The sequence below is a fragment of the Desulfosporosinus sp. OT genome, assembly GCF_000224515.1.
Lineage (GTDB): Bacteria > Bacillota > Desulfitobacteriia > Desulfitobacteriales > Desulfitobacteriaceae > Desulfosporosinus.
Map to the genome: position 1 here is coordinate 36,032 of NZ_AGAF01000187.1, position 14,014 is coordinate 50,045.

The window sequence follows — 14,014 nt, forward strand, 5'->3', positions numbered from 1 at the left end:
GAAACTGTCAGAAGGTAAGAAAAAGAGGGTATTTCATAATGACAACTATACTTAAATTATTTACCTGCGGATCGGTTGATGGCGGTAAATCGATACTGATCGAAAGTATGTTAGGTAAGGAAAAGTTAATAACTTCTAATGCTAAAGCCGGAGAACTAGATAGCAAAACTGGCATTCATGGTGAAGAAATTAATGATTCTATTGCCTCTAACGATTTGCTAACTGAGCAAGAGATTGTTAAGAATGTAACTAGCCGTTATTATGCAACCGCTTCTAGGTCTTTTATTGTTGCCGATAAGCTCGGTCGTGAGCAATCCATGAGTGAGATAGCGTTGGGAGCTTTTTTTGCTGATTTGGCTGTTATTGTCGTGGATGGGGTCCAAGGCGTCTCTGAGCAAACTAAAAGGCATCTCAGAATTTGCACCTTGATGGGGATTCAACACGTTGTTCTCGTTGTGAACAAGATGGATTTGATTTATTATGATTTTAAGAGATTTGGAGAAATCAAACAAGATTTCTTAAATTCTACAGCTAATTGTAATTTAAAAAGTATAGTGGTTATTCCAGTTTCGGCAACCCAGGGAGATAATATTATTAAGCCATCTAATCATATGCCCTGGTATGAGGGATTGCCCCTACTTCCTTATCTTGAAGAGATCGACGCTAATTCAAACCCTAACAGTGATAGTTTTATCATGTTAGTTCAAAAGGTGGCAAAACTGAAATTTAATGATTCCTTCAGAGAACTTCAGGGACAGATAGAATCTGGGACCATTTCTGTTGGTGATGAGGTTCTTACACTTCCGAGCAATCAAAAGACCAACATAAAAGGTATTTATACGGATAGTAAAAAAGATCAGGCAGTTATGGGGCAAGCAGTTACGATTTGTCTTGACAAAGATGTGGATGTAACAAGAGGATGTGTCTTAGTGAAAGATGCTAATCTTCAAATTGCCGATATGTTTACAGCTACAATCCTTTGGCTGGATGACACAGAGCTTGTCGCGGGAAAAAGCTACCACATTAGGGTAGGGGCCAAAGTTGTGACAGCAACGGTAATGGCACTTAAACATAAAATTGACATAAATACTGGTAATAGGATTAGTGTCAACAGTCTGTTGAGTAATGAGTTGGGAGTCTGTGATATAGCTCTATCCGAAAATATTGTATTTGATAAATTTGAGAATAACAAAGCGTTAGGGACTCTTAGTTTAATCGACAAGATTACTAATAAAACCTCGGCATTGGGGGTTATCGAACATTCGTTGAGAAGATCAACGAATGTTGTGTGGCAGAATACTGATATCACTCGAGAAATCCGTGCAGAACAAAAGGGCCAAAAACCGCTTACTCTTTGGTTCACTGGCCTTTCGGGTTCAGGCAAGTCTACCCTTGCTAATGAAGTTGAGAAGAGACTTGTTACGATGGGCAAGCATACTATGTTGCTTGATGGCGACAACATTAGGCATGGATTAAATAAAAACTTAGGCTTTAAAGAGGCCGATAGAATTGAAAATATCAGAAGGATTGCAGAAGTCTCTAAACTAATGAATGATGCAGGAATTATTACTATTACGTCATTTATCTCGCCTTATAAGGATGATAGAGAAAATGCAAAGAGGATAATTGGTGAATGTTTTGTTGAAATATATGTCAGTACACCTCTTGAAGAATGTGAAAAAAGAGATGTAAAAGGACTCTACAAAAAAGCGAGAGCAGGTGAGATACCTAATTTCACAGGGATTTCAAGTCCTTATGAAGTACCTGAAAATCCTGATATTGAGATTGACACGAGTAAGTTTTCTATCGAGATTGCAACAGATATTGTCATCAAACAAATTCTGAGATACTCCAGTGAAGGTCTCCAGTTCGAACATCCTTACCATGGGATTGTACCGTTCGCCAAGCAAAACGCATAGCGTGTGTGATCCTGCCAAGTAGGGTTTAACTAACCAACTGTCGTGATCAGGATAGGCATGAGGTGATCACAATATAAAGTGCAACTTAAGCGAATAAGCGCCCAAGAATATTTAGAATGAAACGGGGAGAGTGATCAACATTTTACAGCTAAAAATAGAGGTTGTTATAAAGCAGTCAATCCATTTACCAAAGAAAGAAATCAAGTTCTCTGAACCTAGTTGTTCGTAAGAGTTTGATAGTCAATTTAAACGGGTAGTAGAGACTGTGGTCGTATATTATGTCGAATTTTCCAAGATAACTAAGGTTCCTGGCCCCTTCGCGGAACAGCGACCAGCGGGAGGCGTTCCTCCGAGTAAATATCATAACTACAGCTGCTGCGAATCCAGAATTACATCACGTATCTGGTCCGCGACCTCGTGCAAACACATGATGGACTTCGTCTGATGCAGCATACACGGTTGCCAAAATATGATAATACGGCTTTTGAACCAGTGGCATTAAACAGGAGTAAAGCCAATACGCTATATAGCGTCTCATGCGCAAATGTATAGTATCTTATTTAACAAAATGACGGATATTATTGAAGAAATCCAGCAGATACAGCGTCAGACAGAAGAAATGTACATACAAGGCCAAGACAGTGAGCTTATTCTGCTGAAGTCATGTGAAACTTTAGACCTGTCCGAGGAAAAGGATGAATAAATGTTGATGGATAAACCTCATCTAAAAATGCCTATTCCAAATTGAACTGCGCAGTCCAATTTGGAATAGGCATGGAGCTTCTCATGGAACCGGGCGTGAGAAGCAAAGAGTTTGAATAACTTTAAGTCTCAGATTTGCTTAGTATTTCGCCATTTATTAAACTCAAGGAACTCTCTAAACTGCTCTTTACTTACACCCGAATTCATCGCTTCTTCGACCAGCTTTAACCAATCTGAGTCAAGTGATGGAGGGGGGGGGGCTTGAGTTTCAAGTAATTCATTAATTGATACTTCTAGAACATAAGATAATTTTTCTAAAACATTAACTGAAGGATTCGACTGAATATCCCTCTCTATAGTACTAAGATAAGACTTGGCGATACGTGCGCGAACGGCAAGTTCGGAAATAGACCAACCCTTTTGTATTCGTAGTTCCTGGATTCGTTTACCTATCATTTCAATCACGCCACCAATCTAATGAGACATTTATACAAACTATATCATTATTTTGATTTATGTGCAAAAGATTATAACTAAGAAAGAACGACCTAAATTGTCGTTCTTTCTTAGTTATTCTGCAAGTTTTTACTTGTTATAAATATACGGAGTTCCTCAATTGTAAAACCCATCATTTTAGCGAGAGAAATCAACTCAATCCATTCTGGATCTAGGGCCTGCTCTTGTTTGGGGTCACTTGAATCCATTTCAAATCCCTCCAAAAGGTCAGCCTTTGTTCAATCCAGCCGTCATAGTTCTGAAGGAACCTTAGACCTGTGATTTTGCGTCCTCACCTTTAAGTAAGTTTGCCCTTAAAAGAACTGAAATAATAGACATAATTAATTATAGCTATACCTACGGTTAATGACAAGAATCTGGAGCACCCAACACGACGCAAATACCGACACAATGATAAATAAACCCAGAAATAGACCTGTGTTGTGATTAATTCCACAAATATAATTCATTATTAAGAACAGAAAAAAATTCGGAGGGTAAAAATTCGTTCGTTATATAAAATTCAGAGGAATTAAATATCTGAATAATAATTATAAAACTGCGTAATAAAAAGGATGGCCAAGATATATGGTCATTATAGCGAATATGAACAATATTACGTCTAAAATAAATATTTCTATTTAATGAACGGTGTAATATATTATGAACACATAGTTCTTTATAAAGAACATAAAATGAGGGGATTGTATTCAATTTAGGGCGTACTTTTGAGAAAGGAGATAACAATGTGAATAGAAGAACTTGCCTCAGCTGTGGTGGACGCTCATATTCCAGCTACAGTGGAACAAACTGGGATTGCCCTTACTGTGGGGAAGATCTGGGCGATGTTCAGAACGAGTTAAGTGATATGCTGAGAGATCCTCTAGAGGAATATGAACAAGCCATAGAGGGATTTGACGAAAAGCACTGAGAGAGGAGGCGGACGACATGGAAGAAGAAATTGACTTAAGGCAATATTGGGAAGTGCTTAAAAAGCGCTGGAAGATTATCGCTATGTTACCGCTTATTGCAGCCTTAGTGAGTGGAATAGTTAGTTTCTATTGTATTCAACCAGTTTTCCAAACTTCGACTACCTTGATCGTCGGGAAAAAGAGCTTGGATATTGGTCAACCGTTAGAGCACATGTTGGACTATAATGTGCTTTTGGCGAACCAGCAACTCACCAAAACCTATGCTGCAATTGCCAAGAGTCGTACGGTTGAACAGAATGTGATCAATGGCTTAGAGTTGCCACTGACTGTCGAAGGGCTGGACAAACTAATCTCTGTGAACCCTGTGAAGGATACTGAGATCTTGGAAATTACGGTGAGCAATACAACCCCAGAACTGGCGGCCTCAATTGCTAATGAGGTTGCGCAAGAATTTTCTAAAGCAGTTATCGAAATTAAGAAAGTTGACAGTGTCAGTATCGTAGATAAAGCGATGACTCCGATTAATCCCGTGAAGCCGAATAAAAAGCTGAATGTCTTGATTGCCTTTGTTGTGGGACTAATGGCCGCGGTTGGTCTGGTATTTGTCCTGGAATATTTGAAAAACACCGTAAAGACCTCAAGTGAGAAATCAGTTGATGTGGAGCAGCTTTTAGGGATACCGGTACTTGGTATCATTCCGAACTATCAAATCGGCAAATAAGGGTGAGAGGAGAAGATTTCAAGTGGCATATTCATTAATTACCTTAGAAGAAAGCAAATCTCCAATCTCAGAGGCCTATCGGACGTTGCGGACGAATATCCAGTTTAGAAGTGTGAATTCAGAGAACAACAAAATAATGATCACCAGCGCGGGACGTCGGGAAGGGAAATCATTCACAGTTGCTAACCTCGCGGTGAGTATGGCTCAAGATGGAAAATCAGTGCTTGTGGTCGATGCCGATCTGCGGAATCCTACTCAGGACAAACTATTTGGGTTGGATAATGGGAAGGGGTTGTCGGTTGCTCTGACTCAGGATCAAGACATCAGCCAATATATCCAGGAGACATCAGTGCCCGGTGTGATGGTTCTTACGGCAGGTCCGGTGCCCTTGAATCCGGCTGAACTCATTGGTACTGTACGAATGAAGCAGTTGGTCAAAGAAGTGAGCGAACTATATGACATGGTCCTCTTCGATACCCCTCCGATTATTGCGGTTACGGATGGTAGTATTCTTGCTCAAGAAGTTGACTGGGTCGTCTTGGTCATGGATTTAGGTGAAGAGAACAAAAATTATGTCCAACACGCCAAAGAACTGCTGGATAAAGTAGACGCCAAGTTTCTGGGGGCTGTTCTCAATAAAGTGGACATGAAACCCAGCGAATATTATTACTATGAATACAACGAATCGAAACACCCGAAGAAGAGACATCGTCGTCATAAAGCGGGCTAAAGGTCGCGACCATAGAGTGCAATGCACCGAGGACAGGACCCTTTCTTTTCTTTGATAATTCGATATTTTACTCAATGCAGTACATACTATTATAAAAATTGCAAAGAATCCCTGGAGGCCAAAACATTAGGCGTTCAGGGATTCTTTAATGTTACGCGATGGGATCGTGTTACCAAATTCTTCCTCATTATTTGTTTGCTAAGATAATTGAGCAAACTTTCCAATGAAAATTGTTCTGCCTTCCAGTTCTCTGATAACTTCAAGATTTCTTGAGTTAATGATGCATAATTCTATTAATTCTGTAATTGTAGCTTTTTTAGGTTCAGGTGCTTGTGTTTTAGATACCTCAACCAGCCTATTGACAAATTTTCCAATAAACTTAATTGGTTGTTTCTTTGCAGAGTCTTTAGTTAAATTGATAAAGGTCTATGAACCTTTTGGCTTGCCCATGAACGACATCGCTAACCTTTGTGAATTAGTGGGCGCGGATATACAGGACGTGGCTAAGAGAATGGGGTTTGATGCAGAATAGGTGTGATAAGTTCCTAAATGCCGAGACAATCAAGGTGTTTAATTTGTCGAATCTCTTTTGGGGTTGGTTAATGTAATAAAACAAGTCGTGTAAGATTCGAAGAAGTGCTCGAGGGAATCGACGAATTATACCATAAAATAGTCTGAACGAGGGGCTCATACTTAACAAAGAGGAAGTAACAAAAAACTTCTTAGAAAAGGTATGGACGTAAAATCAAACAAGAGCGAATCCACATCAAATGCGGGTTCGCTCTTGTTCTCATTATTAGCTCTTCTCAGGAACTAATAAGTTATTAGAATTCATTAAATCAAGATAATTAAACGAGTTAGTCGTGTTCACTTTTGGAATCTGGATTTCAATTTGATCGTTAATCTTAGAATTGGTTGTGCTAAAGTTTATTTGTAGGTTCAAAGTCCCAACGCCATCAAGCGAGGCAGTTTGATTTCCACTTAGGGTGTTCATCAGTTGAGCAATTTGAGCTATGTTGAACTTGAAATCAATAGTTCCAATTTCTTGGATAATATAACCGTTAGAAATAGCATATTGCAAATCGATACCTTAATCACAAATTTACCTCTGGAAATAATCCGGAAAGTTAAAGAAGACTTAAGCCAATGAACCCGTCCGGTCGCCTCTTCACACGAGGACTGGTACTTCCTGGAATTTGTCGATGAATTCAGGGGGGTTGTTAAAAGCTCTTGCAATGGGCGTTTTCGAACGCCCATTGCAAGAACTCGTTTATTAATATGGAGGACGCAAACAATGGTCATGGTCTCCGATGTTTCGCATTAAACAAACATCGTTACCTTTATCGTCAGCAATCCATTCAAACGTAAAACGTATGGACATATTCAAGCTGCCTTCCCAAAGACTATCCGTTCCTTGAATACGTTTAACCCTGAAAGAAGGATGTTGCCAATCGTCCTGAAACTGATAGATCTTGTCCATAAAAAGAGCTTGAACATCTTTAGGTAACTTCTTGAAAGCTCGCTTGAAACGAGAGATACTATCAATCTTCATCTTCTTTCCCCAAATCAGAAAGGAACTCTTCCATTGAGTCAAAATGTTTAACGTTTCCGGCTTCTATTTCGGCTTGAGCTTCACGTTCCCCCGATTGCCATTCCTCAGTCCAGAACCATTGTTGGTCGGCTGGAATAAGCTTTTTGGGTTCCAGGATGATTCTTCCATCTTCAACACACAACTCAAAAATGTCACCATCGACCAATCGAAGCTCCCTTTTGACCTCGGCCCCAAGCGTTACCACAGAACGTTTTCCTAGTCGCACAAAGCCGAAGGATTTTCTCTTTGCTTGAGCCTGCATGTCATTACCGCCTTTCAGTATTTCAGGTCATCTGTTAAATATAGTATACCATTAATTTGTTCATACATCCATTACGCAAACTGTTGGATACCTCATTCCCAATGGGGAAGGTCACCAGAAAACCCCATTTGGTAATGTTTCAGTGACGCCTTTTAATAATGAAATCTTACTTTAACGATACTCACCGGAATGCCTCCCGTTGGTCAGCGTTCCGGACAGGGAGACTCAAGAGTTATAGAAAACTAAAGGGTTTAGAGTAGGTGAAGTCAATGATAGGTATGGCCTGGTTTCAGGTTCAAATTCGGAATCGATTCCGAATTTGAATTACCATGGTCAGAGGCGGGCCGGGTTTTTGTCCACAAGAGCGGCCCTTAGGCCGCAATAACAACTGCCATCGGCAGGCATGCATTTCCGTCTGGCGGGTATTAATACAGAGGCGGATCATATAAATCGGTAGTTGTTAAATCCGTGATTTTGATATCTCGTTTACCGATCAATTCACCGCCGGTGGTGAGAAACATATTTTTTGCTATAATTAGTTCCATAGCGGCCTCAGCTTCCGCGGCGGTCAGATCTGCCCGCGGTGCCGGCAGCGTAAGCGTAAATGTGTTGCCCAGCGTTGTGGCAAAGGTGTTACATTGAGTGTTTGGGACAATACATTCTTAAGGTTTGAATTAGAGGCTTTTTAGGACATCATGGTGTCCTACGGCACGCAATACAATCGTATCACTTGTCCGTTCAAAAATTATCCGAATATCCATATTTGCATATGCTTCAATAAAAGAAGTGTCTTCGATCTTGTGAGTTTGCAAGGATGGATGCCTTGGGTTATCGGCAAGGTAGCGGAGGGCTTTTAATACTTGTCTTTGCTCCCTTTGCGACAGCAGGAGAAAGTCAGCATCAAATGGTTTGGTTCTTATTATTATTGGCATGGGAAAGCTCCTCCAGATCTTTAATTGCCTCCTCCATGTTGGTAAATGTTTTATATTCGCCGTTTTCTAGGGCTTCTTGGCTCTGCTTCATTTTTTCTTGCCATTCTTTAGTCCAAAAGTATTTTTGATTTTTATCTACCCAGTCGACTGGTCTTAAAAAGATCCCACCATCTTTCTCCTCAATTATGACATAATCTCCCTCATGTAGATTAAGGTCCTTGGCAATTTGGGCTAGACTGACAATCATTCTTTTTTGTATTTGTTGTACAATGGCCACTCGTTTCACCAGCTTTCACAGCTCAGTCGTATATACAGCTTAACCTATTTTGTTAAATATATCAACGAGGGAGGGCCTCCCGTTGGTCATCGTTCCGGGCAGTGTCATGGAACCTTTCTTTTCTTCAAAAGTTCGACATTTTACTTGATGTAAGCTAGAGACTATTGGTGCCATTGTCATAATACCCATTATAGGACACCCCGTAAGGATAGCTAGTTTACAATTTATACCTGTTTGGGTATAAATGATTTCAAATTTAGTATATAATATAATGCAAAAGGGAGTGATGCTGATGGCTGTGGAGCAATCAAAGGTACAGGTGAACATTCCAGACGATTTTGTGCCAATTGTTAATAGCTTGGGGGTCGGGACTTCGTTGGATGACAGGGTCAGACTGTCCCTTGCGATAGGTCTTTTTGCAAGCAAGGCCGCCTCGTTAGCCCAAGCAGCGCAGCTTTCTGGACGGTCACTGTTGGATTTCATGGAGATTTTGAGAAGCCGAGGGTTGCATTGGGGCGAGTATACAGCAGAGCAGCAATCCCAGGACGATGAGTCTCTTAGGAAGTTGCTGGATGAAATGGGAGCCGTAAAATGATTAGGGTTGTTTGCAATTCTAGCCCAATCATAGGTCTTTCTACGATTGGAAAGCTAGATCTATTATGGACTCTATTTGATGATGTTCTTATCCCAGAAGCCGTATTTGAGGAAATTGTCCACGGAAATTTGGTCCAGCATACCAGTGCGATTGAATTGGAGAAGGCGGTTCTGAATCAGAAAATCTCTGTTTTTAAGGTGGAAAATCAGTCAATGGTAGAGCAAGCTGCCTCATTATAAAATTCTATTGGGATGGTTATTTGACGTTTCATTTCTTCGACTGGCCATGCTTGAGGAAGCAGAGTGAAAAGGAAGGTAGAGAAGAAAAGAAGGAAGTAACAAAAAACTTCTTAAAAAAGGTATGGACGTAAAATCAAACAAGAGCGAATCCACATTAAATGCGGGTTCGCTCTTGTTCTCATTATTAGCTCTTCTCAGGAACTAATAAGTTATTAGAATTCATTAAATCAAGATAATTAAACGAGTTAGTCGTGTTCACTTTTGGAATCTGGATTTCAATTTGATCGTTAATCCCAGAATTGGTTGTGCTATAGTTTATTTGTAGGTTCAAAGTCCCAACGCCATCAAGCGAGGCAGTTTGATTTCCACTTAGGGTGTTCATCAGTTGAGCAATTTGAGCTACGTTGAACTTGAAATCAATAGTTCCAATTTCTTGGACAATATAACCGTTAGAAATAGCATATTGCAAATCGATACCTTTATCGCCTAGCAGGGTCGTCTTGTTCAATTGATCCATAATGTTATTAAATTTTACTAAGAACTGGGGTCTATCAGCCTTGAACTTATCAAATTCCTGACTAAAATCATTTAAGGAGTTTGTGTTATCCGGAATTTGATTTAATTCAATAACTTGGGTTATGAACTCCTTCACAAAATCCATAGCTTCTTCGTCCTGCACAAAGTTATTAACAGTGTAGCGGATGAAGTCCTTAAATTGAGCGTCATTAAGTTTTAGCTCATAAATTCGTGCCGATCTAGAACCATCCCTTGTTGTCACATGCTGAATGCCTTTGTCCGTCACATCAATACTTGGATTGAAGCGTTGAGAATAACTGTTCAGGAATTTAATGAAGGTATCATGAAAGTCTTTGTTGAAATTCATGAGCTTGGTCATGTCGATACTCCCAGTTGCCGGGCCACTCATATCAGTGGGACTTAGTACCATATATTCCTTACTTGCAAACTGTGGGGGTAGAACTGCGGTTGCCATGGGTGGAAGTTTGATAATCTCCGTGATTTTTGGAGCACTCCCTGTTAAATCGGATTCGACCCAAAGAGGAATATTCATGGTCATCCCCTCGGTGGCATAATCGACAACCATTTTTGATTTACTAATGGTTTTCTGGGTATTGGATTTTGTTTTAACATCACATTCCAGTTTAGCGTTATTCACAAACATAGCTGTCTGGTTGATCTGTTGTTGCGCATCAGGTTCAAAACCTGTGCCATTCAATTGAAAGGTCATTGTTGTTTTTGAATGTACAGAGTTGAGATTTTGCATTTTCATGCCGGCCTTAAATATCTCCTGCTGATTCGGACTACACCCTGTTAAAACTAGGAGTAAAGTTATTGCCAACGCAACCCAGGTTAGTGATTTTTTAGTCCTCTTAATTTTCCTCGCCTCCCCTTCCTTTATAATGAATTATTATCACAGAATCGCAAGGTTTACAATAATAAATATCTTAATAATTGGACAAACAAAGAAATTATAAGAGTAATACCCCTAATAGTTTATTGCATATCCTAATTAATTACAGGATTAGCGAAGGGTTCAGCATCAAGCTTTATGCAATCTCGTCCATAGTATTAGTGAACGTCTTAATCTTGACAATCAAGCCATAGTTTCTTTAACAACAGTTTCCTTCGATATATTCTTCATGGACACGATTTCGCCTTTAACCAGAGGGATGGCACACAGATAATTTAGTTTATTGCTTGGTGCGCGGTGAACAGGCTGAAAAGAGATTCGATGAATTACTAAGCTTCTATTTTGCAGCGCTTCCTATTTCCATGAAGAATAGGATAAAAGTCAGACAACGCGGTTGTCCTTTTATTTATTTCATGTAAGGATTTACTGGACGATCGACTGCATAAGCATGGACTAGCGCATAGGCAGCTTCAGCCCGAGTTACAGTTTGGTTTGGCTGCATAGTATCCCCGTCAAGTTTCAAAATGCCCAGTCCCCAAGTCAGGGCAATATAGCCCAGCGAATCAGGCTGAATCGTATTAGCATCTTTAAAGGGAACAGCATAGATGCTTTTAACTTTCGCTGACGGTTCCAAGTTAAGATAGCGGATTATTATTTTGGACAGATCTAGTCGGCTTAACTCAGATCCCAGACTCAAATCCTCATGCAGCCAACCTCGATCTTTAGCAATCTTTAGAACATCCTCATCGCTTAAGACACGATCCCGATTATTTCCCTCTGCAGTCAGCATGGCCCGCAGAAGCATACCCACAGTGATTTTCTCATCTGGATGGAAGGCCTCTCCGTATTCTCCAAAGGCCCCGGTCAAGCCAATGATACCTATTTCCTTTTCGGCATAATTTCCCTGAATATCTGTATAGGTGTGGGAACTATACCACTGGGACTGTGATTTGCCATACCCATCCATAGGGTCGCCAGATTTGGCATCGAGCATTGAAGGAATGTACATACTATAATCTGTATTCGGTTGATAGACCAGGCGTATTTCCTGCTGTTCATTTGGCAGGTAAATTAAGGTGTAATTTAGAGTCAACGGGCGTAATTGTAAGAAGTGTTCTGTGACTTGGTCAAGCGGCAGCACGTCTGAGGAACTGGGGAATTCCGAGTTAGACCAGTTCAGATCATAATTGTTCACTTCTTTTGCTACAGTATCTATGGTGATACTCATTCCGTTACTTGAAACTGGAATACCGTTGACGAGCCTACTATAATAAAACATCTGAATATTGGAAGGCATCTTGCCTCCATAGAAGTCATCTGATCTCATTTTGACCAACTTGAAGCGCTCAGGTTGTACACGCTTGAGAAAATCTTCGGCTAATTTTTGGGCGTCGTTACGGGTAATAGGCTTAGCTTTGCCAGGATTTACTCCAGAGGACTGATTGAATCCGATGAAATCCCCAGTCTTAGCATTGACGCGAGCGCTAAGGTAATGCTGTTCTCCCGTTTTAAAAGGTTCACTATGCCACTGTAGATTCCAGACTTGTTCATTGGGGTTTTGCCAGTCCGGATTGAGGCTGGAATTCTGGAGTACAAGGTTTTTAGGAATTCCAATCGTTTTTTTGACGATATTGACTGCTTCAGCTTGGCTGATTTGTTGAGAAGTGTCCGGTTTCTCCTGGTTGGATGAAGCTTCTCCAGACGGAGAAGAAACCTTAGCTGAGGTCGAATTTGCAGATGATGTGGAAGCTGTCGAGACAACTGTTGTACTACGACCCACACTAACAAATTGACGAGCGGCCATCTGGGTATCAGGGGTTACGGGCTTTCCGCTTAGGGCATCAATGGCACCCCCGAAAGAGTTATTGGACAACTGGTATACGAGCAGTACGCGTTGTGGTTCCGGTGCTTGAGGATTCATGATGGGAGGTAAATAATACTGTAATTCAAGCATCGGAGTATCAATAAACACCTGTCGTGCCTGTTCGGCAGAAATTACATTGGACGCTGTTGGAAAATCCAGATCTTGTGTCCAAGTATAGCTGTAGTTTATAATTTGGCCATCCTCGCCGCTGACACTGACATTCACCCCATTATTAGGAAACGGAATATTGTTGACGATACGGATCCAGCGGAAATTATAGGTAAAGGGTTGAGAGTTATTTAACGTCAGAACTTGCTGGTCATCTTTGACAAGCTGCATTTCTGATTGATATTTATTCGCTAGTTTTGTGACCAGATTGGTAGCTATTTTTTCAGCATCACTCGCTGTCAAGACAGGCAGTTTAAAAGAAGGCTGAGGCGATTGATCCCATCGATTGATGTTTAAAATGTCTCCGTTCGTTGCGTCGACCTCGGCATGGAAGTTACCGTTCGGTTGATCGACTGAACTCCAATTTAGGGAATAGGTAGCGCGATTGTTATAGTCATTATAGCCTGTGGACAGTTGTGAATAGTTCTCTGGGATCTTAAAGTTTTTCTTGACTACTTGGACAGCCTGTTCAACTGTGATGCTTGATTTTTCACTGCCTAGGGCACTGGCCGGATAAACCATTAACTGCAAAAGAAGCATAACGATAACCACAATGTTTAAATAGCGAATTTTTCTTAACAACAATTTTCCATCAATCCTTTCTGGTTTTACTTTCTTTCGGGCTTTGCTTACCTCCTTGTTCAAAGCTAGAAAGTGAAATATTTCCACTTTCTTCAATTTATCATGTTTTATATTCCTGTTCTTCAAGTATTATCCTGCAAGCTCAAAGCTTTTTTAGTTTTGAATTTCAATTAGCTATGTAAACTTTCCTCCTTCCCATAGGGCCCATTTATACAATACACTATATAATTCAATGGATTTTTACGAAAATCTTAATAATGGTTACTAAATGGTTACGGAGTGAGAAGCCAATTTAAACAATAGACTTGAAAAAATTAGCATATATTGCATTAAAGAGACATGCCAATTAATTAACAATTGGCAGGGTCCTTATAACTATCCGCCAAGTTGAAGGTCATAGTGGATAGGACTATTTAAGAAGAGAGACTATTCTGAGGTGCCTGCTTGTGCGGTCCAATTTAGGATAGGCATGGAGTTTCTCATGGAAACAGGTGTGAGAAGATCTCATCAGGATGATGGCTTTTTGTTTTTAGGGGGACAAAAGTTAAAATAAATAGTTAGGACAAAGAAGATTAT

17 protein-coding genes, 2 pseudogenes and 1 riboswitch are annotated in these 14,014 nt (G+C 40.3%); of the genes and pseudogenes, 9 read left to right on the forward strand and 10 right to left on the reverse strand.

The genetic code is table 11. The features are described 5' to 3' along the window. Nucleotides 1-38: 38 nt before the first annotated feature. The 3 genes and pseudogenes from DOT_RS32770 to DOT_RS30645 all read left to right on the forward strand — a co-directional run. Nucleotides 39-1,244, forward strand: a pseudogene (locus DOT_RS32770) (GTP-binding protein); the annotation flags it as partial. Between the two features lie 9 nt (nucleotides 1,245-1,253). After that, a pseudogene (gene cysC, locus DOT_RS32775) lies at nucleotides 1,254-1,850 on the forward strand (adenylyl-sulfate kinase); the annotation flags it as partial. A gap of 613 nt (nucleotides 1,851-2,463) precedes the next feature. Further along, nucleotides 2,464-2,622 (forward strand): hypothetical protein, encoded by a 159-nt coding sequence (locus tag DOT_RS30645; protein ID WP_157998490.1) that lies wholly within the window; start codon nucleotides 2,464-2,466, stop codon nucleotides 2,620-2,622. A gap of 128 nt (nucleotides 2,623-2,750) precedes the next feature. Here the strand turns inward: DOT_RS30645 and sinI are convergent, their stop codons facing one another. After that, nucleotides 2,751-3,077 (reverse strand): DNA-binding anti-repressor SinI, encoded by a 327-nt coding sequence (gene sinI, locus DOT_RS18370; RefSeq protein WP_009621974.1) that lies wholly within the window; start codon nucleotides 3,075-3,077, stop codon nucleotides 2,751-2,753. A gap of 110 nt (nucleotides 3,078-3,187) precedes the next feature. Further along, on the reverse strand, nucleotides 3,188-3,325 hold the full coding sequence (locus DOT_RS29870) for an anti-repressor SinI family protein (RefSeq protein ID WP_139024247.1): 138 nt from the start codon (nucleotides 3,323-3,325) through the stop codon (nucleotides 3,188-3,190). A gap of 26 nt (nucleotides 3,326-3,351) precedes the next feature. Continuing rightward, nucleotides 3,352-3,439: riboswitch (cyclic di-GMP riboswitch) on the reverse strand. A 425-nt stretch (nucleotides 3,440-3,864) separates the two neighbouring features. Between DOT_RS29870 and DOT_RS18375 the strand changes: the two genes are divergently transcribed. From DOT_RS18375 to DOT_RS18390, 4 genes are all read left to right on the forward strand, one after another. Next, a complete protein-coding gene (locus tag DOT_RS18375; protein WP_009621976.1) occupies nucleotides 3,865-4,047 on the forward strand; it encodes a hypothetical protein in 183 nt (60 codons plus the stop codon). Nucleotides 4,048-4,064: 17 nt separating this feature from the next. Then, entirely contained in the window at nucleotides 4,065-4,769 is a 705-nt protein-coding gene (locus DOT_RS18380) for a Wzz/FepE/Etk N-terminal domain-containing protein (RefSeq protein WP_009621977.1), read from the forward strand. Nucleotides 4,770-4,791: 22 nt separating this feature from the next. Beyond that, nucleotides 4,792-5,499 (forward strand): CpsD/CapB family tyrosine-protein kinase, encoded by a 708-nt coding sequence (locus DOT_RS18385; protein WP_009621979.1) that lies wholly within the window; start codon nucleotides 4,792-4,794, stop codon nucleotides 5,497-5,499. A 223-nt stretch (nucleotides 5,500-5,722) separates the two neighbouring features. Then, nucleotides 5,723-6,031 (forward strand): hypothetical protein, encoded by a 309-nt coding sequence (locus DOT_RS18390; RefSeq protein ID WP_009621981.1) that lies wholly within the window; start codon nucleotides 5,723-5,725, stop codon nucleotides 6,029-6,031. A gap of 264 nt (nucleotides 6,032-6,295) precedes the next feature. On the opposite strand, the gene DOT_RS30650 is transcribed toward DOT_RS18390, so the two are convergent. The 6 genes from DOT_RS30650 to DOT_RS18420 form a co-directional block, all read right to left on the reverse strand. Continuing rightward, nucleotides 6,296-6,580 carry a hypothetical protein gene (locus DOT_RS30650; RefSeq protein ID WP_040412773.1) on the reverse strand — a complete coding sequence of 95 codons (285 nt, stop codon included), beginning with the start codon at nucleotides 6,578-6,580 and terminating at the stop codon, nucleotides 6,296-6,298. Nucleotides 6,581-6,772: 192 nt separating this feature from the next. After that, nucleotides 6,773-7,051 (reverse strand): hypothetical protein, encoded by a 279-nt coding sequence (locus tag DOT_RS18400; RefSeq protein ID WP_009621985.1) that lies wholly within the window; start codon nucleotides 7,049-7,051, stop codon nucleotides 6,773-6,775. After that, nucleotides 7,041-7,352 (reverse strand): AbrB/MazE/SpoVT family DNA-binding domain-containing protein, encoded by a 312-nt coding sequence (locus DOT_RS18405; RefSeq protein WP_009621986.1) that lies wholly within the window; start codon nucleotides 7,350-7,352, stop codon nucleotides 7,041-7,043. The genes DOT_RS18400 and DOT_RS18405 overlap by 11 nt, the downstream gene beginning before the upstream one ends. Nucleotides 7,353-7,777: 425 nt before the next feature. Beyond that, nucleotides 7,778-8,008, reverse strand: coding sequence for a DUF2922 domain-containing protein (locus tag DOT_RS18410; RefSeq protein ID WP_040412775.1), 231 nt, complete (start codon nucleotides 8,006-8,008; stop codon nucleotides 7,778-7,780). 18 nt (nucleotides 8,009-8,026) lie between these two features. Beyond that, on the reverse strand, nucleotides 8,027-8,284 hold the full coding sequence (locus DOT_RS18415; protein WP_009621988.1) for a hypothetical protein: 258 nt from the start codon (nucleotides 8,282-8,284) through the stop codon (nucleotides 8,027-8,029). Beyond that, entirely contained in the window at nucleotides 8,253-8,561 is a 309-nt protein-coding gene (locus DOT_RS18420; protein ID WP_009621989.1) for an AbrB/MazE/SpoVT family DNA-binding domain-containing protein, read from the reverse strand. Before DOT_RS18420 ends, DOT_RS18415 begins: the two co-directional genes overlap by 32 nt. Before the next feature lie 292 nt (nucleotides 8,562-8,853). On the opposite strand from DOT_RS18420, the gene DOT_RS18425 reads away from it, so the two are divergent. Next, nucleotides 8,854-9,156, forward strand: coding sequence for a UPF0175 family protein (locus DOT_RS18425; RefSeq protein WP_009621992.1), 303 nt, complete (start codon nucleotides 8,854-8,856; stop codon nucleotides 9,154-9,156). After that, entirely contained in the window at nucleotides 9,153-9,395 is a 243-nt protein-coding gene (locus DOT_RS18430) for a hypothetical protein (protein ID WP_009621994.1), read from the forward strand. The genes DOT_RS18425 and DOT_RS18430 overlap by 4 nt, the downstream gene beginning before the upstream one ends. Nucleotides 9,396-9,579: 184 nt before the next feature. On the opposite strand, the gene DOT_RS18435 is transcribed toward DOT_RS18430, so the two are convergent. Together DOT_RS18435 and DOT_RS18440 are read right to left on the reverse strand one after the other, a co-directional pair. Beyond that, a complete protein-coding gene (locus DOT_RS18435; RefSeq protein WP_009621996.1) occupies nucleotides 9,580-10,683 on the reverse strand; it encodes a hypothetical protein in 1,104 nt (367 codons plus the stop codon). A gap of 547 nt (nucleotides 10,684-11,230) precedes the next feature. Then, nucleotides 11,231-13,564: an S-layer homology domain-containing protein gene (locus DOT_RS18440; protein ID WP_009621998.1), complete on the reverse strand. Its 2,334-nt coding sequence runs from the start codon at nucleotides 13,562-13,564 to the stop codon at nucleotides 11,231-11,233. Nucleotides 13,565-14,014 lie beyond the last annotated feature (450 nt).